This is a genomic window from Spirochaetota bacterium (genome assembly GCA_035477215.1).
In the GTDB taxonomy this organism is placed as follows: Bacteria; Spirochaetota; UBA4802; order UBA4802; family UBA5368; genus MVZN01.
The window spans coordinates 1-16,806 of sequence record DATIKU010000012.1 but is presented as its reverse complement, the minus strand read 5'-3'; the positions used below and the strand labels follow the sequence as shown (position 1 = coordinate 16,806).

The 16,806-nt window shown below is 57.8% G+C and carries 14 protein-coding genes; 8 read left to right on the top strand and 6 right to left on the bottom strand.

Annotated features, from left to right (window positions below):
- Positions 1-462: 462 nt before the first annotated feature.
- Positions 463-1,458 carry a class I SAM-dependent methyltransferase gene (locus tag VLM75_01850; protein HSV95656.1) on the top strand — a complete coding sequence of 332 codons (996 nt, stop codon included), beginning with the start codon at positions 463-465 and terminating at the stop codon, positions 1,456-1,458.
- Positions 1,459-1,781: 323 nt separating this feature from the next.
- On the opposite strand, the gene VLM75_01845 is transcribed toward VLM75_01850, so the two are convergent.
- Positions 1,782-2,735, bottom strand: a complete 954-nt coding sequence (locus VLM75_01845) for an AEC family transporter (protein HSV95655.1) — start codon at positions 2,733-2,735, stop codon at positions 1,782-1,784.
- A gap of 27 nt (positions 2,736-2,762) precedes the next feature.
- Between VLM75_01845 and VLM75_01840 the strand changes: the two genes are divergently transcribed.
- Both VLM75_01840 and VLM75_01835 read left to right on the top strand, forming a co-directional pair.
- Positions 2,763-3,494 carry a MoaD/ThiS family protein gene (locus tag VLM75_01840; GenBank protein HSV95654.1) on the top strand — a complete coding sequence of 244 codons (732 nt, stop codon included), beginning with the start codon at positions 2,763-2,765 and terminating at the stop codon, positions 3,492-3,494.
- Entirely contained in the window at positions 3,494-4,312 is an 819-nt protein-coding gene (locus tag VLM75_01835) for a HesA/MoeB/ThiF family protein (GenBank protein ID HSV95653.1), read from the top strand. The genes VLM75_01840 and VLM75_01835 overlap by 1 nt, the downstream gene beginning before the upstream one ends.
- 5 nt (positions 4,313-4,317) lie before the next feature.
- On the opposite strand, the gene VLM75_01830 is transcribed toward VLM75_01835, so the two are convergent.
- Positions 4,318-5,874 (bottom strand): methyl-accepting chemotaxis protein, encoded by a 1,557-nt coding sequence (locus VLM75_01830; protein ID HSV95652.1) that lies wholly within the window; start codon positions 5,872-5,874, stop codon positions 4,318-4,320.
- 367 nt (positions 5,875-6,241) lie between these two features.
- On the opposite strand from VLM75_01830, the gene VLM75_01825 reads away from it, so the two are divergent.
- Positions 6,242-6,820, top strand: a complete 579-nt coding sequence (locus VLM75_01825) for a flavin reductase family protein (protein HSV95651.1) — start codon at positions 6,242-6,244, stop codon at positions 6,818-6,820.
- Positions 6,821-6,854: 34 nt separating this feature from the next.
- On the opposite strand, the gene VLM75_01820 is transcribed toward VLM75_01825, so the two are convergent.
- Positions 6,855-7,430 carry a VOC family protein gene (locus VLM75_01820; GenBank protein HSV95650.1) on the bottom strand — a complete coding sequence of 192 codons (576 nt, stop codon included), beginning with the start codon at positions 7,428-7,430 and terminating at the stop codon, positions 6,855-6,857.
- A 132-nt stretch (positions 7,431-7,562) separates the two neighbouring features.
- Positions 7,563-8,819, bottom strand: a complete 1,257-nt coding sequence (locus tag VLM75_01815; GenBank protein ID HSV95649.1) for a glycosyltransferase — start codon at positions 8,817-8,819, stop codon at positions 7,563-7,565.
- A 153-nt stretch (positions 8,820-8,972) separates the two neighbouring features.
- Between VLM75_01815 and VLM75_01810 the strand changes: the two genes are divergently transcribed.
- Positions 8,973-9,938: an adenosine kinase gene (locus VLM75_01810; protein HSV95648.1), complete on the top strand. Its 966-nt coding sequence runs from the start codon at positions 8,973-8,975 to the stop codon at positions 9,936-9,938.
- Here VLM75_01810 and VLM75_01805 read toward each other — a convergent pair.
- The gene (locus VLM75_01805; protein HSV95647.1) at positions 9,923-11,074 is read right to left on the bottom strand and encodes a transglycosylase SLT domain-containing protein; all 1,152 of its coding nucleotides are present in this window, start codon (positions 11,072-11,074) and stop codon (positions 9,923-9,925) included. The two genes, VLM75_01810 and VLM75_01805, sit on opposite strands and share 16 nt — an antisense overlap.
- Before the next feature lie 397 nt (positions 11,075-11,471).
- On the opposite strand from VLM75_01805, the gene VLM75_01800 reads away from it, so the two are divergent.
- The gene (locus tag VLM75_01800) at positions 11,472-13,175 is read left to right on the top strand and encodes a class I adenylate-forming enzyme family protein (protein HSV95646.1); all 1,704 of its coding nucleotides are present in this window, start codon (positions 11,472-11,474) and stop codon (positions 13,173-13,175) included.
- Positions 13,176-13,343: 168 nt separating this feature from the next.
- Here the strand turns inward: VLM75_01800 and VLM75_01795 are convergent, their stop codons facing one another.
- Positions 13,344-15,254: a response regulator gene (locus VLM75_01795; GenBank protein HSV95645.1), complete on the bottom strand. Its 1,911-nt coding sequence runs from the start codon at positions 15,252-15,254 to the stop codon at positions 13,344-13,346.
- Between the two features lie 244 nt (positions 15,255-15,498).
- Here VLM75_01795 and VLM75_01790 point away from each other — a divergent pair, with 244 nt between their 5' ends.
- Complete coding sequence (locus VLM75_01790; protein ID HSV95644.1) at positions 15,499-16,386, top strand: hypothetical protein; 888 nt, start codon at positions 15,499-15,501, stop codon at positions 16,384-16,386.
- A 9-nt stretch (positions 16,387-16,395) separates the two neighbouring features.
- Positions 16,396-16,668, top strand: coding sequence for a hypothetical protein (locus VLM75_01785; protein ID HSV95643.1), 273 nt, complete (start codon positions 16,396-16,398; stop codon positions 16,666-16,668).
- Positions 16,669-16,806: the final 138 nt, after the last annotated feature.

Genomic DNA, 16,806 nt, shown 5'->3' with positions numbered 1-16,806 from the left:
ACATCGCCTTCATGCGCACTGCTCAAGCTTGACGTGGCTACGTATTTCATTGTGCGCGATTTTCAGAAGGTAACGGTGCTTCACATCGCGAAATGGATCTGATGAGTCCGCTGAATGAAATATGAGCCGAGGATCGGGATCAGGCATGAAAAAGCTCTCTCTTCGGAACAATGGCTGGTGCTATATCGAAAAACCCCCTATCAGGCTTCAACTGCATCATAATCCCCCTAATACCGGGTCCGGGAATATTAATGCTGAGCATTATTATTCTCTATTGATGTTTTTATAATTGAAGGTTGGTCCAGCCTCGAAGTAATTGATGGGTAAGGGGGCACCCGGCTTTTTCAAATGGAAACCGATGATAACAAGATGGGGGACGTATTCTGTATAATCCAGACAGGGGGTAGTTGATTAATGTGGTACGACGCTATCATAGACCGTGGTATTGTTCCGGACTTTCTTATGAAGCTTGCGGTACGGGCATCTCTGTCGGGACACAAACTGGGCACGGAAATGGGAGCGGAAGAACGCCTTGCAGCTTTTATGAATATCATCGATGTCCTCAACACACAACCTGTTGCCCTGCGTACGGCCGATACAAAGCGCCAGCATTATGAAGTGCCCACGGAATTTTTTGTTACTATCCTGGGTGATCACATGAAATACAGCTGCTGCCTCTGGGACGACAATGCCCTTTCCTTCCGGATCCGTAGAGATCTGACGAGGGCTGAGGATGCAATGCTTGAACTTACGGTTATTCGATCTCAGGTTCAAGACGGACACCGCGTACTTGAGCTTGGATGCGGATGGGGTTCGCTATCGCTCTATATCGCCCGCCGCTTTCCCCGGAGCAGAATCACCGCTGTTTCCCATTCATCCACACAGAAAGCGTACATTGAAAGTCGTGCACGAGAACTGGGTCTCGGCAATCTGGAGGTTGTAACCGCGGATATGAATGATTTTACTATAGACGCGCATTTTGACCGGGTTATTTCAGTGGAGATGTTTGAGCACATGCGCAATTACCGTGAACTGATGCGTCGTATTGCGGACTGGCTTGTTCCGGGCGGCAAACTTTTCGTGCACATTTTTACAATAGAGGGGATTCCCTATTTTTTTGATGCGGACAAAGACGAAGACTGGATGGCGCGCACTTTTTTTTCCGGGGGCATAATGCCGTCAACAGAACTCCTTCTTTTTTTCGCCGACGATATGGCGATTGAAAGGGCCTGGAAGGTAAACGGCCGGCACTACGAGAAGACGCTACTTTCCTGGCTTTTTTTCATGGACAGGCAAAAAAAGGATATAATGCGGGTATTCAATAAAACGTATGGGGCGGACGCGATCGCCTGGTGGAACCGCTGGCGTCTCTTCTTTCTTTCCTGCACTGTTTCGTTCGGTTTCCGGGACGGAAACGTGTGGAATGTTACCCATTACCGATTCACAAAAAAGCGATAATATCTATTGATTGAAAATCGGTAGAGGGATATGCCGGGGCAGAAGGGTAACAGTTGTTTAACGTAAGCATCAATTGTAAATTAATATCAAGAACATTTCTCACCACGGACTCTGGGGGAGGCCGAAATACAAGCACTTGCCAGCGGCGCTTCCAAGATTACGATTTCCCTGTCAGCTAAAAACTTCCTCGAACGGGTGGCTCAAATTATATTCCACACCATGAGCGACCTCGGAGATGGGTACTATTCTGATCCGAGCATAAACAGAAATCGTATAACTGCTCCTGTATTAAAACAATGCTATCAACCCGATTCCTTTGCGACTTATTGCGGGAATAAAAGGCTGAAAACCCACAGGACAAGAGGAAGGGAAAACATGGAGGCAAGGAAGCTCGAAAGCATCATCTGGTTGGCAATGCCCCTGTTGCCGCCCGCCTTTTCCGTTACAATGGGTACCGCGGTGATAGGCGGTGCGGCGGCTGCCATAATGAGTAAGAAGGCGATGTTGTGGGAGGGCCGCATAAGGTAGATAATCCCCAGGAAGACCACCGGGAATATGAGGTTTTTGCTCATAACGAATAAAACGGACTCCCGGATCCGGAAGGATTCTCGATTCTGTAAATCAAGATAGATGGAACCGCCTATGATGAGCATGACCAGGGGCAGGGCCGTTGCGGCCACTATAGAGGTAATCCGAATCAGCACCTCGGGGACGAGAAGCGATGCTCCGGAAAGCTTCAGGGAGAGAGACAGGATCGATGCCAGCAGTATGGGGTTAAGGAGCATACGCCATTGGAAAGAGAAATGGGCCCCGTCGGTGGTCTTTTTGAAAAAAAGGTGATTAGTATTGAAAAAGAAGGCCGGGTGGAAAATTGTAAAAAGAAATAGGTCGGCAAGGAGAGACGAATCCGTGCCATGAATGCCCGTAATGATTCCCAGGGGAATGAATATAGCGTTGTGATACAGAAGGGCTACCCGGAATTCTCCACGGAAGCGCTTCTCGACTGAATAAGAAAGTATCATGGTGAGGCAGAAGGCCACAGCGGTAAATCCTCCCCACCAGAGGGGAATGAGATACCATCCCGGGCTGTTTGAGGGATTGAAGCTTTTCATGATGCTGGAGAAAACCAGGCATGGGATCGCTATGTCGATGACCAGGGGCGTCAGGACCGGCAAAACGTCGCCAGGGAGGAGGCGCCGCAGCAGAATCAAGAACCCAAGGAGTCCTATGCCGATGAGGATGAAAACCGCCTCGAAGGTTATGATGAAAAGGTCCATACCGCGTTTATAAATATACCTGTTTCAGTGGCAAACACTATACTGAATCGTCCGGTTTTTTCTTTTCCCTGGCAGGGACGGGTCAGCACGATATTTCTCAACAGTAAGCCGGTCGACGACCTGGACACCTCGATCGTGGACGACGGCTCGGTGCTCGCGCTTTCGGCGGCCATGCCGGGACTCGTGGGGGCGACCATGCACCGCGGCGGCTATTACGCCGCGATGCGAAGCGCGATACGTTACCGTTCCGGCGAGGTGCGCGCTGCGGAGCGGCAAGGAAAAGTGCGCCTGAAGCTTTTCAACATGATACTCGAGGAGATAGGGCCCTCGCTCCTCGCCTCCGGGGTGATCGTGCGCGCGGATACGCTTTCCGGAATCGTCGCCGGCCTGGCCTGCGACGGCCTGCTCGAAACGGGTACCGAAGTAAAAAAATACGGACGAAGCGCGTATTGTCGTTGTAACCCGGGACGGCCCCTGATAACGTATCGTCATCGGAGGGCAAGCTCCGCCGGGGGCCGGGTGATGAACACTGCAATACATGTAACGGTCAAGCTCTTCGCAACGCTGCGCGAGGGAAGGTTCGATATCAGGACTATGAACATGGTATCCGGGACATCGGTCGCCGATGTGGTGCGTGTTCTTGGAATTCCCGAGGAAGAGGTATCGCTGATCCTGGTCAACCATCGACACCACGACGGGGACCACGTGCTCGGCAACGGTGAGACGCTTGCGCTCTTTCCGCCCGTGGGGGGGGGCTGATGGACATACGAAACGAACTGCTAAAAGCCGCCCGCGAGGGATACATCCGCGCGGCCGACCTGCGTAAAATCGCCGCCTCGGCGGGCCTCGATCCGGCCTCGGCCGAGCGCGCGGCGCTCGAAGCGGAAATCATTCCCGAGCGCTACCGCCGCAACGGAGCCACCATTTCGGTCGGACAGCAGCGTACTCTTTCCAACGGCGCCGCCGTTGTCGTCGGCTGCGGCGGACTGGGGGGCTACGTGGTGGAGGAACTCGCCCGGCTGGGCGTCGGGCGCATCACCGCGATCGATCCGGACGTCTTCGAGGAGCACAACCTCAACCGCCAGCTATTTTCCGATGAATCGGTTCTGGGAAAGCCGAAGGTCGCGGCCGCGGCCGCGCGGATCGCGCTGGTCAACCCGGCGGTCGAACTGGTGCCGGTGCGCGAGAGGTTTACCGTCGATACGGCCCAACGGCAACTCTCCGGCGCGGCAGTGGCGGTCGATGCGCTCGACTCGGTCCCGTCCCGCCGCGAACTCGCCGCTTCGTGCACGAAGCTCGGTATCCCGCTGGTGCACGGCTCGATCGCGGGCTGGTTCGGCCAGGTCGCGGTGCAGTACCCAGGGGAGTCGACGCTCGAGGCGCTCTATGCCGGTTTTAAGGGCGAGCGTGGAGTGGAGGAACGGCTGGGCAATCCGGCGTTCACGCCGGCGGTCGTGGCGAGCCTTCAGGCCGCCCTGGCGTGCAAAATCATTCTGGGGATTGAAAGCGGCCTGCGCCGGCGCGTGCTGATGATCGACCTGCTCTCCATGAGCTTCGAGACGATCGCGCTCGGCTGAACCTCTCAGGCCTTCATGTCCCGGGTCATCTCGCCGAGCTCTTCGGAGAGCTTTCGTATCGCCGACGACGAATCGGATATCCTCGATGCGAAGTTCACCACCTCCTGCGCGCTTTCCGAGATCAACAGGACCGTCTTGTTGGATTCCATCGTGGCGGACTGCTGTTCGCTGATCGAGGACTCTATCGAGTTGCTCGTCAGCGAGATCCGGTTGTTGAGGCTGGTGATGATCTTGACGGTGTTGCCGATATCGGAGAGCAGGCCGCCGACCTCGGTGATCTCGCGGGTGATTTCGGTGATTGCGTTGTTGAGGCGGTCGAGCATCCCGGCGGACTCCTCCAGCGAAACTCGGCTGCTGTTGAGGAGGTCCCTGTTCTCCCTTATAAGCTTCTCGATCTCGCTCGAGTTCTGCGACGTGGCATCGGCGAGCTTGGAGACCTCGTTGGCCACCACGGCGAAACCGCGCCCGTGCTCACCGGCGCGGGCGGCCTCGATCGACGCGTTGAGGGCGAGAAGGTTGACCCTGTCCGCGATTTCGTTGATGACCTGGATAAAGTTCGCCATGTTTGCGCCCCGCTCCTCGAGCACGCGGAATTTCCCCAGCGTGTTTTCCATCCTGCCGAACGAGTCGTGCGAGTAGCTCTTGACGTTGTTGATGGTGGTGATGATGCTCGACGAGCCGGTCTGTATCTTGTCGTACACCTTCTGAAGATCGTTGATCGACTCGGAGGTGATGCCCATCTCCTCCACCAGTGTGCGCGCCGTGTTGGTGATGGATTCGGCGTTGCTCGAGAGCTCCTCGATGGAGGCGGAAATCTCCTCAAGGGAGGCGGCCTGGGTCTGCGTGCGCTGATGGATTTCGGAGACCACGGCGTCCTGGGAGCGCGACTCCTCGGACAGCATGCCGACCGAGCGGTCCACGGTGCCGGCCATAAGCCGGATCGCCTCCAGGCTCTTGTTCGCCTCGCCGGTCTTCTGTATGGAGAGCATCATGAGGTCGCGCGTGGCGCGCGCGCCGAGCGAGGACACGATTCCAAGCATTATATAGATGATGTATCGGACCGCGAGGCTCGACCCCGGGCCGCCCGGAAGGAGCTCCGGACGCACGACGAACAGCGTCGTCTGCGAGATTAGTACCAGTACCAGCGTGTACAGCGGCACACGCGTGTTGAAGTAGAAAACGCTGAGCGCCAGCGGGAGAAAGTGCGTTGCGGACATCTCCTTGGTCCCGTAGATAAAGTACTGAAAGACCCAAAAAGTCAGCGTTACGCCGGTAATGGCCAGGTACATTGACACAGGTGAATCCTTCGCGACCTTGATGACAAGCCATGTGGAGGCGAGAATGACCGAGCACAGCAGCAGCTCGACCGCGATGATGTCGTATGTCAGATATTGGGACCCGATCCCGGCCGCTTTGATTGCGACTGCCGAGATGTTGGAGATGCCAATGAGGACTATCGCCGAGAAGAAGAGCCGCCGGTGATTGTTTGCCATGAGGCGGGTGAATATCTCCGAATGATGTGTGCTGGTTATCGGATTATCGGGGCGCTTTTTGGATGACATTGTTGGCTCCTTCTGCTGCGTCGTAAAATGATGATGCATTGCGGCGGGAGTTTGCAGATCTCCCGACACGCAATGGCCGGTACCGGACGGCGGAACGACATGCAACAAAACATCGATAGTGTGCTATGTAATTATTTTTGTAATTTGTCAATAAAGAATACTGCGGCCGGTGAATATTCCAATGAACCACGTTCAGTTATATGGCCGGTTTTCTCCTTGATTCACCGGTCCATTTCGGCGCACTATCAATTTCCTGAATTTTTCGGGAATATAATACGCTGGGAGTACCTCGAAAAGCGGCGTCCTTCGAATGCGCAGCGGTCTTTGGCGTACTATGGTTTTAATCGGCGAATTGCAAGGAGGATACATGTCGAAAGTCGTCTGGAAGCCGGGCACCATGCTGTATCCCGCGCCGGCCGTGCTGGTGAGCTCGCATTGCCGCGGGGAGGAGAACGTGCTTACCGTTTCGTGGGCAGGGACCGTCTGCACCGAGCCGGCGATGCTCTCGATCTCGCTGCGTCCCGAGCGTCATTCGTACCGGTTGATAAAGGAGTCGGGCGAGTTCGTCGTCAACCTTCCCACGGCGGAGCTTGCCCGCGCCGTGGACTTCTGCGGCGTGAAATCCGGCTCGCGTATCGACAAATTCGCGGCGGCAAGGCTTTCTCGAAGGCCGGGCCGGCACGTCGCGGCACCGCTTATCGCCGAATGCCCGGTCTGTATCGAGTGCCGGGTGAAAGAGGTCATGCCGCTGGGGAGCCACCATCTCTTTCTGGCCGAGGTGCTGGCCGTGCACGCCGAGGAGTCGCTGATCGACTCGAAGGGCAAGTTCCACCTCGAGAGGGCGGGGCTGCTCTGCTATAATCACGGGCATTACTGCTCGGTGACGAAGCCGCTCGGGGCCTTCGGCTTTTCGGTGCGCAAAAAACGCTCAAAAAAGGATTCCTGAAGACCAGCCGGGTCGTGATCGCGGCCCCGGAGGCCTATCGCGCCTTTGCCAGGTCCTCGGCGAGGCGCTTCGCCTCGCCGGCCGAAAGCTCCACCGTGGCCTTTCCCCCGCCGGGGTGGGCGAAGCAGAGCGATACGGAATCGCCGTTCTTCTCGACCGACCAGCGGCGTCCCTTCGGAAACTTCACCGAATCGGCCAGCCAGTCGTCGGGGGTGAACTCGGCGATCTGGATGAGCACGCCGAAGGCGTCGCGCTGGTGAATGAAAAGTTCCTTCCAAATGCCGCCGGGATACTCGTTGTACCCGAAGTAGGGGACGTCGTTATCGTCCAGTACTTTGCGGGCCTTCTGGATATCGGGGGTCTGGAGCGTTATGTGATGCACGCCGCCGTCGCGGTTTTTCAGGAAGCCGTCAAGAAAGCTTCCCTCTCCGGTCGGGTTCAATATCTCGAGTCGGGTGAGGTCGCCGAGCGAGAAAATCCGCCACACATACTTCATATTGGGGTCCTCGGCCGCGGCGCCCTGCACCATGCCGAGGACATCGCGGAAAAACCGCTCGGCCTTTTCGTAATCGCGTACCGCTATGGAAACGTGGTCTATTCGTGAAATCATGGGATACCTGCCGCGAATGTCTGCAAACGGGGCGGCAAACTGCGCCGGCCGGTTTACAGCGCGACCATAAACCGCAAGCGCGGTCCAGGCAAGCAGATTTTTGAGGATGGGCGCCGCGTTCGGGATGACGGACTAAGCGGCCTCGGTCATCCGGACGAGGCGTGAGCCCGCCCGGGCGGACTCACGCGCATACACGGCTTCCAGGCGGGTCGCGCACCGGTTGATTTCATGTTCGGACGCGATCCGCAATCCTTCCGCCGAGAAGGCCCGGTAGCGGGACGCATCACCGAGGATGTCGAGCGCAAGACGTGCCATTTCTTCCGGATCGAAGGGACGCGCGATGAAGCCGTTTTCTCCATTGTGAATGAGTTCCGGGAGCGCGTACGCGTCGACGCCCACGCAGGGCAGGCCGCTTGCGATCGCCTCCAGTACCACCAGCCCCTGGGTCTCCATGGTCGAAGCGGTAAGGAAGAGATCGTAGCGCGGGTAGAGGTCCGGGAGTTCCGCGCGCGGGACAAATCCGGTGAACACCACCCGGTCGGCGAGTCCGAGGCGCCCGGTCATGGCCTTCAGCGATTCGAGCGCGGGTCCGTCGCCGACGATGGTGAGTGTGGCGCCCGGTATTTCGCGGTGAATTTGGGCGAAAGCACCCAGCACCACGTCGCAGTTTTTCTCGAAGGAGATGCGGCCGACATGAAGGAGGCGCGGGGGACCGGACGGGCGTTCCTTCACGCTTCCGCGAAAAACCCCCAGGTCCATGCCGTTGGAGATTACCTCGATGGGCGTGGTGACGTTTTGCTCCTCGAGGACGCTTTTGATCCTGTGGCTGGGGCTGATGATGAGGTCCTTGCGCTCATAGAGCCAGTTGCACAATCGCTGAACGGCCCGCTGCGCAAGGGTCTTTTTGTTGTTGCGTGCCGGGGACACCCGATCGGTCGTTCCCCGGAGCGAACGGTAGAACGCAATGAGCCGGTCGATCTTCAGCAGTCGCGCCGGCGAAAGATAGGTGGTCACTTCGGAGACAAGGGTGTGATAGGTGCCGATCGCAGGGACCCCGTAATACCGGGCCGCGATGATGCCGTAGATTCCCAAAAGCCCGGGTGACTGTATGTGTACCAGGTCTGCGGGGAACATCGTCATCGCCTCCCTGATCTTTCTGAATAGCGGGAATACCACTTTGATGTCGGGATACGATGGAAGAGAGAAATTACTGAAGCGTACGATCTTTACGCGCTCCCCAAGTTCCATCGGGTCGCCAACGCCGTACCTGGGGCAGCAGATCACGAAATTATGCCCGCGGGCCGACAGTATCCGCGAAAAGCTCTCGACCGAAACCGCCACGCCGTCGATCTTGGGAAGAAATGTATCGGTAAAGATGACTATATTCATGGGCCCCTCCATGCTTTTTTGATTGAAATATGGGGCGGGGTGTTTAAGAAATTATGAATTATCCGTGCGTTTGTTATAAAACCCGTCGGGTCCGCCCGGCGGGGGCGTATTCTGCTGAATGATCCTGTTCATTGAATTGTCATGGAGGAGCACATGATCGATGTTGTCGGAATCGGTTCGGCGCTCGTGGACCTTACCATCCGCGTGGATGATGAAACGCTCGAGCGGCTCGGATTAAAGAAGGCCACCATGCGTCTCGTGGACGCGGACCGGAGCCGTTCCATTCTCGAGGCGCTTGCCGGATGCCCGATGGAAAAAACACCGGGCGGCAGCGCCGCCAATACGGCGGCCGGCGTGGCGACGCTGGGAGGCTCGGCCGTCTTTATGGGAAAAGTCGGCGGAGACGAATTCGGCGATTTTTACCGGGATGAGAGCGAGCGCATGGGAATCGCCATGCGGCTTGCGCGCCACCGGGCCATGACGGGCCATGCCATCACGCTTATAACCCCGGACTCCGAGCGCACCTTCGCGACCCATCTGGGGGCGGCGGTCCATTTCGCGAGTGATGATGTGATCGAGGACGAGATACGCGCGGCGCGCGCACTTCACGTGGAGGGGTACATGCTTGAGGGCTCCATGAAGGAGGCCACGCTCCACGCGATGGAGATCGCCCGCGGAGGCGGCGTGAAGGTGTCGATCGACCTCGCCGATTCGTCGCTGGTCGGGCGCAACCTGGACGAGTTCAAGAGTATTGCCAGAGACTACGCCGGCATCCTCTACGCCAACGAGGACGAGGCCGCGGCCTTTACCGGAGAGCGAGGGGAGAAGGCGCTCGGCGTCATGGCCTCGATGTGCGAAATAGCGGTGGTGAAGCTCGGAGAGAGGGGGAGCCTTATACGGAAGGGGACGGAGGTGCACCGTGTCGAGCCGTACAGGGTGGCCGTCGTCAACACCAACGGCGCCGGCGACATGTACGCCGCGGGCATGCTGTACGGCCTCTCCCGGGGGCTCTCTCTCGACAAGGCGGGCAGAATAGCGAGTTATGCCGCGTCGCGCGTCGTGTCGCAGGTGGGCGCGCGCCTCTCCTCGCGGCCCGACCTCGGTCAGATCGGGATATAGATGGTCTGTCCCGGGCGAAGCCTCGCCGGGTTCTGGATGTTATTGATAAGGATGATCGATTCGGGGTCACTGTTGTAGCGCTTCGCTATCCGGCCGATCGAATCGCCGCGGCGCACGACGTGCTTCCGGATCGACCCGAACTTTATGGCGTAGCTCATGTCCCCGTCCTCCTCGAGGGCGCGGATCGCTTCCGCCGGGAGCTTGAGCCGGTAGGCGCGCTCGTAGATGGGCGTGAGGACGCTCTTAAGCTGGGGATTGAGCGCGCGTATCTCCTCCACCGTGATGCCGGCGACGCGCGCCAGGCGCTCGATATGCACGGGGAACCCGAGCTCCATAACGCCGGTTTCGCGCGCGACCGTTTCCCCGATCTCGTCGGCGATGCCGAAGATGTCCTGGTTCTTGTATATCACCATGAGCGCGGCGTAGCGCGCCACGTACTCGGCGGTCTCTTTGTGCAGGGCCCCGGATTTTTTAAGGCCGGCGAGCGAGGTGGCGCGCGTTCTGTTCATCGCGCGCCGCACGTGGCCCGCGCCCCCGTTATACGCCGCAAGCGCAAGGTCCCACGATCCGAATACCGACTGAAGGTTGGCCAGGTGGCGCATGGCGGCACGGGTCGACTTTTCCACGTCGCGCCGCTCGTCCACCCACGCGTCGTTCCGCATCTTCAGTATCTTCGCCGTTGGGCCAAGGAACTGCCACAGGCCGACCGCCCTGCTCCGCGACACGGCCTGGGGGCTGAACCCGCTTTCGAGAAGCGGCAGAAGCGCGATGTCGGGCGGCGCGCCGGGGGTGCTTCGCACTATCATGTCCACCTCGTCGAGGTAGAGCCTGGAGCGCTGGATTGAGCGGACCACATAGGGACGCCCCCGTGTGAGATACACGTGGATGAACCTGCGCACCTCGGGATCGTCGCAGATGGACAGGTCGTTCACCTCGTCGAAGAGGCATATTTCTTCCCTGGTGGGCGTCTCCACTGCGGTCTTTTCGGGCCGGACCGTGTTCTCGCGGGGAATGAGCGCCAGATCGCGCAGGATCCAGGCGAATAGATGGTCGATGGAGGGCGCCGGAAGCGCGAGCAGCAGGACGGTGGCGCAGGCCGTCAGCGCAAAATGCTTTTTCCGGGATTGTGTGTGCATACAGTAAACCATTGTAACCCAAATGGGCGTCATGACAAGAATATTTTCCCGGGGAGGGGTGCTCCCGTTTGTCGCCTGAATTCGCGTATCGCCTCGCGCCCGCTCCTGGATTCCGGTGTCGGCGTGCGTTTGCGGCGGACTTTACCCGCATGCCCCGGAGTCACGGAATGGATGCCGGCGGAGAAGAATTCGTATATCCCGTTATAACACTATCAATAATAGAATTATTGTATAACTATGAAATACGGCTGTTTCCAGCCGCCCGCGGTCGGTGTAAACACGTTGTTTCCGGGATTCGCCGAGGGTAAAATATTTTGGTTGCAAATAATATGGCATTCCGGGATGGTATTGTATTATAAAAGATGCATATATAAATTTATGCAAAAGGGTGGCCGAAATGAAAGATCATAAGAAAGACGCTCTCTGCAGGGAGGCATACGAAAAGCTTCTGCCCAATATAGCGGATTACGTGGCCCTCTACGCGAAGGAACGCCCCAAGGACACGGCGATCATCGAGCACAACACCGGCGAGGTCGTTTCCTGGAAACAGTTCAACACCTCTGTTTCCGCGTTCTCCGCGAAGCTTTTGTCGATTGGCATTAAAAAGGGCGACATCATCGCCACCAGCCTTCCGCTGCTGAAAGAACATATGTACCTCATACACGCCTGCTATCGGATCGGTGCGATCGTGGCGCCGCTCGACCTCCGCCTCAAGGCCAAGGAAGTGCAGTACTGTATGAACAAGATGAAACCCAAGGCCTATTTCTTCCTGGGAATGACCCCGGTCGCCGATTTCCGGCCGCTCGTAAAGGAAGTCATGCAGGGCTCCCCCTTCGTGAAGCACTGGGTGCAGTTCCAGAAGGAGAGCGACCTGATCATGGAAGGCGCCGTAGGCATCACCGATTTCGTCAGGGACATCAAGAAGGTCTTTATCAAGAGCATATTCACCGGTGCCGTTAAAAGGGCGCGGAAGCTCGTCGGCAAGCGCGACGCGTGCCTGATCATCTTCACCACGGGCTCGACCGGCTCGCCGAAACCGGCGCTCCTGTGCCACGAGAGCATCCTCATCCAGAATATCGGTCTGGCCGTCGGCTTCGAGCTCGGCATCACCGACCGTATGCTCATCAACCTGCCGCCCTCGCATGTGGGCTGCACCACCGAACAGCTCGGCACCACCGTGTACGGCGGCGGCGTTTCGGTGATCCTGCACATCTTCGATCCAAAGCTCAGCCTTGAAGCCATACAGAAACACAAGGTGACCGTGCTCGGCCAGATTCCCGCGCTCTTCAATATGGAGTGGAGGCTGCCGGAGTACAAGACCTACGATCTGTCCACGCTGCGTTTCGCGCTGTACGGCGGGCAGGCGGTGTCGCGCGAGTTCCTTGTAAGGATGAAGGAGATGGCGCCGCGCATCGGTACGGGCCTGGGCCTTACCGAAACCGCGGGATTCTGCACCTACACCAACGTGGACGCCGGCGTGGACGAGCTGGTTCGGGGCATCGGCTTCGACAGCGTCCTGTGTCCCATCAGCATACGCGACGGCATGAAGGCCGACGGCACGGCGGGCGCCGAAAAACCGAAAGGCGAGGTCGGCGAGATATGCTTCGCCGGGCCGCAGATATTCCTGGGATACCTTGATGACCCGGTGAACACGGCCAAGACCATCTCGAAGGACGGCATCTGCTACACCGGCGACATGGGCTTCTACGACGAGGAGGGCCTGCACTTTTCGGGGCGCGCAAAGCTCGTCATCAAACCCAAGGGCCACCAGGTGTATCCCGACGATGTCGAGGCGCATATCGCCGGAAAGCTTAAAGGACGGGTCTCCATGGTGGCGGTGGTCGGCGTGGAGCACGAGGTGTTCAGCGAGGGAATCATGGCCTTCGTGGAATGCCTGCCCGACCAGAGCGTTACCCCGGAGGAGGTGGTGAAGACGTGCGAGGACATCTCCTCGTACTCGCGTCCCTCGCATGTGGTGGTCTTCAAGGCGGGCGAGCTGCCGCTTAACCGCGTCGCCAAGACCGATTACATGATGCTGAAAGATACGGCCAGGGATATCGTCAAGGACCTCCGCGGCAAGGGCCGGTGGGACAAGGCCTGAGGAGCCGTCCGGGGAAGGCGCTTGCGTCTTCCCCGGCGTAAGCCTTTTATGTCCTGCCGGATTTGTCTTCGCCTCGACGGTCACTGCGTTGAAACCGTGGCGCGGGGCGGGTTAAAACGTCTGATGGGCCGCTTTTTCGACGTGCCGGGTGGCACGAGCGGTATGCGGTCAGCGGTCCAGCATTTCCCTGAGCTTCGAGGCCAGTTCGTCAGGCCTGAACGGCTTCTGTAAAAATGCGGCGTTTTTCTCGTCGGCAATCAAATCGTGGATCGTTTGGTCGGTGTAGCCTGAAATAAAGAGCACCTTTATGTGCGGTACCGCCTGCCTGAGCCGTTCCGCGAGGGCCGTTCCGCTTAGTCCCGGCATCACCAGATCGACGACCGCTAATTCGATGTTTCCCCCGTGATGTTCATGGATGGAAAGCGCGTCGGTTCCGTTGCGCGCCGCGAGCACCGTATATCCATGCAGCTGAAGTACGTGGCAAATGAGGCTTCGCACAACGTCCTCGTCTTCGACCACGAGCACCGTCTCCGTTCCCCCGCGCGCTTCGCCGGCCGTCGTGCGGAGTGTCTTCGCCGGCTCAGTCTTTTCCTTTTCCGCGCGCGGCAGGAATATGGTGAACACGCTGCCCTTTCCCGGCTCGCTATGCACGTCGATATGGCCGTCGCTCTGGGCGATGATGCCGTAAACGGTCGGAAGGCCCAGCCCCGTGCCCTCCCCGGGGGCCTTGGTGGTAAAGAAGGGCTCGAAGATATGCGATCTTGTTTCGTTGTCAAAACCATGCCCGGTGTCGCTTATGGCAAGCCTGACATAATCACCCTGCCGCATTTCCGGCGGGCAGCCGGGTGGGGCGAACGGAACGGCGCAGTTGGCGGTTTCGATCAGCAGATTGCCCCCGCCGGGCATGGCGTCGCGCGCGTTAACGGTCAGGTTCATGATCACCTGCTCGATCTGTCCAGGGTCCACCTCAATCTTCCAGAGGTCTTCTCCCAGGCGGCTTTTCAGCTCGATATGCTCGCCGATGAGCCGTCGCAGCATCGATTCGATATTGGTGACGATGGTGTTGAGGTCCACCACCCGCGGCCGCATAACCTGTTTCCTGCTGAAGGCGAGGAGTTGCCGGGTGAGATGGGCCGCCCGTTCGCCCGCGCGGTTGATTTCCTCTATCTCCCGGATGAAGGGGTTCCCGGCGGGGACCTGTGAAAGTATGAACTCGCTGTAACCGTTTATGACAGTAAGCAGATTGTTGAAGTCGTGCGCTATGCCGCCGGCAAGCCTTCCCACGGCTTCCATTTTCTGCGCCTGGAGGAATTGCTGCTCGAGCCGCTTGCGGTGGGTTTCGTCGAAGATATAGCCCCGGATTTCCACAAGGTCGCCGCCGTCGAAAATACCGGTGGCGTTGGCCACGATGTACACGGGGGAACCATCGGTGCGGCAAAGCTCGCGCTCGTGGTAGACGAGCATCCTGTTCTCCCGGATAGACCGTATGAAGCCCTCCCAGTCCGTTACGGACGGAAACAGGAGCGGGAAGCCGGTCCCGATCGTCTCGTCCGTCGAGGAGAACCCGAAGATGCGGGCAAATGCGGGATTGCAGGTGACGATCGTGCCGTTTCCGTCGGTAATAAAGTCTCCCGTAAGGTCTTCCTCGAAAAAGCGGCGGTAACGCTCCTCGCTCCTGCGAAGCTCGGTTTCCATGCGGTGCTTGTAGAGCGCCATCTCTATGGTCGTTCGAAGCTCGCGCTCATTGAAGGGTTTCAGGATATAACCGTAGGGCTGCGTGAGCTTGGCGCGCTGGAGGGTGGCGTCGTCGGCGTGCGCGGTGATGTAGATGATCGGGATGTCCCGCCGTTCCTTGACCATCATGGCGATCGACACGCCGTCGGTCGCGTCCGCATCGGACCCCTTGAGTAGAATGTCCATCAGGATGAGGTCCGGCGCCTCCTCTCCCACAGTCTCGAGCGCCTGAGCGCCGTCCGACGCGACGCGGACATTGCGGTATCCTATCCGCTCGAGAGAACTCTGGATATCGAGGGCGACGATCATCTCGTCTTCAACTATGAGAATGCCTGGTTCGTTCATCGTTGTATTGCCGGGCTCCTTCGCCGGACCGGATTTTTTACCCGCTCTATACGGTACCGGTCGATGCGTTCCGTGTGCGGATTGTAGGTCCATTTTTCCGAAAAAATCAAATAATTAAATCACCGCGTGTCATTACCGCATATACCCGGCGGCGAATTACCTGATTGGACTGAAAAAACGGTTGTCATTTGGATTACATCCGTATAGGATGTGGCAGTTAGCGGTGAGGGAACGGAAGCATACAATGGAAAGAGTCGAAATCTGGTACATTACGGACTCAAAGGCGGGAGAGGCCCTGTCGCAGTCGATCAGGTATCTCGGGCTCTCGATGAACCTGGTCACCGACGACAGTTTCGCGAAGGCGGAAATCTTAAGCGGCAATCTCAACATTTTCATCGTAGACCTGTCCGGCCGCGACCTGCCCGGAATCATGTCTGTTGTGCGCGACGATCGGCGCCTGCAGGGTTTTTTGAAGTTCGTCATTCTGAAAAAGGGCCTCGTTAAAGAGGCGTTGTCGCTTTCGGCCAACATGCTCCAGGTCGAGTTCATAAGCCGCCCGGTGGACAAGCGCGAGTTCATCCTGCTCCTCGAGAAATCGATACTGGTCGAGCGTTACCGGGAGATGATGCACAGCGTGTCCCGCGACGTAGAGGACCGCATCGAGACCTTCGAGAGCCTGATGAGCATCAACCGTAAGGACTTTTTCGTGACCGACAAGGAACGCGACGCGTTCCAGCGCATCATCGAACACGAGAAGCACCTGGTGTCGGAACAGGCAAGGCTCAACCGGGCGATCAGGGAATTCACCTCGCTGCGCCAGATGGAAATCTTCAACATGACGGACCGGATCAAGGCCGAGGAGATGCTGGCCGACCTCCGGCGCAGGGAGCTCATGGACGCCAACAGCGTCATCAGGGCTCAGGAATCGCTCATCGACTTCTCCAGCCGCGAGCTTCACCAGGCGAACAGGATCATCAATGCGGCGGAAACCGTGGTGGAACTGGGCAGACAGGAGGCCATATCGCTTCGTGAAGAGCTGGCGGACGCGCAAAAGCTGAACAGTGAACTGACCGAAGAGGTCGGCCGCCTCGAGGAAGAGCTGAAATCCCTGAAGGGAAAGGGGCATCGATAGAGGCACGGCATGGAATGGGAAAGGATACTGGCCGACTCGGTCACCGACGGAAAAGTCAAGGAGCTGCATCTTAAGAAAATACCCGTCCTTAAAACCTGCAACAACTGGCGGGAAGTCGAACCAATCGGCTGGGTGGACCACCAGATGAAGTTCAGTTATTACAAGGGGGGACTGGTGAAACTTAAAGGAAATATCTATTTCGTTCCCGAGAAAACCATTAACGCCCTCTCCGAGTACATCAACTGGAAGTTTCCCCTCGCCATAAGCGTCTACAAGGACTAACAGTTTCCTGAAAAACTCAATTAAAGTATAGAAAATAATTGCCAAAACAGTCAAGGCAAATAATAAAGCAATCATGAGAGGAACAGATAACAAAACCCAAATAGAAATGTACAGTTACATCCCACTGGAAACACGGAT

Coding starts and splice junctions, on each gene's coding strand:
- VLM75_01790 (HSV95644.1), top strand. CDS start 15,499: ATGGAAAGAGTCGAAATCTGGTACATTACGGACTCAAAGGCGGGAGAG.
- VLM75_01850 (HSV95656.1), top strand. CDS start 463: ATGAAGCTTGCGGTACGGGCATCTCTGTCGGGACACAAACTGGGCACG.
- VLM75_01795 (HSV95645.1), bottom strand. CDS start 15,254: ATGAACGAACCAGGCATTCTCATAGTTGAAGACGAGATGATCGTCGCC.
- VLM75_01785 (HSV95643.1), top strand. CDS start 16,396: ATGGAATGGGAAAGGATACTGGCCGACTCGGTCACCGACGGAAAAGTC.
- VLM75_01805 (HSV95647.1), bottom strand. CDS start 11,074: ATGCACACACAATCCCGGAAAAAGCATTTTGCGCTGACGGCCTGCGCC.
- VLM75_01845 (HSV95655.1), bottom strand. CDS start 2,735: ATGGACCTTTTCATCATAACCTTCGAGGCGGTTTTCATCCTCATCGGC.
- VLM75_01800 (HSV95646.1), top strand. CDS start 11,472: ATGAAAGATCATAAGAAAGACGCTCTCTGCAGGGAGGCATACGAAAAG.
- VLM75_01835 (HSV95653.1), top strand. CDS start 3,494: ATGGACATACGAAACGAACTGCTAAAAGCCGCCCGCGAGGGATACATC.
- VLM75_01825 (HSV95651.1), top strand. CDS start 6,242: ATGTCGAAAGTCGTCTGGAAGCCGGGCACCATGCTGTATCCCGCGCCG.
- VLM75_01820 (HSV95650.1), bottom strand. CDS start 7,430: ATGATTTCACGAATAGACCACGTTTCCATAGCGGTACGCGATTACGAA.
- VLM75_01830 (HSV95652.1), bottom strand. CDS start 5,874: ATGTCATCCAAAAAGCGCCCCGATAATCCGATAACCAGCACACATCAT.
- VLM75_01810 (HSV95648.1), top strand. CDS start 8,973: ATGATCGATGTTGTCGGAATCGGTTCGGCGCTCGTGGACCTTACCATC.
- VLM75_01815 (HSV95649.1), bottom strand. CDS start 8,819: ATGAATATAGTCATCTTTACCGATACATTTCTTCCCAAGATCGACGGC.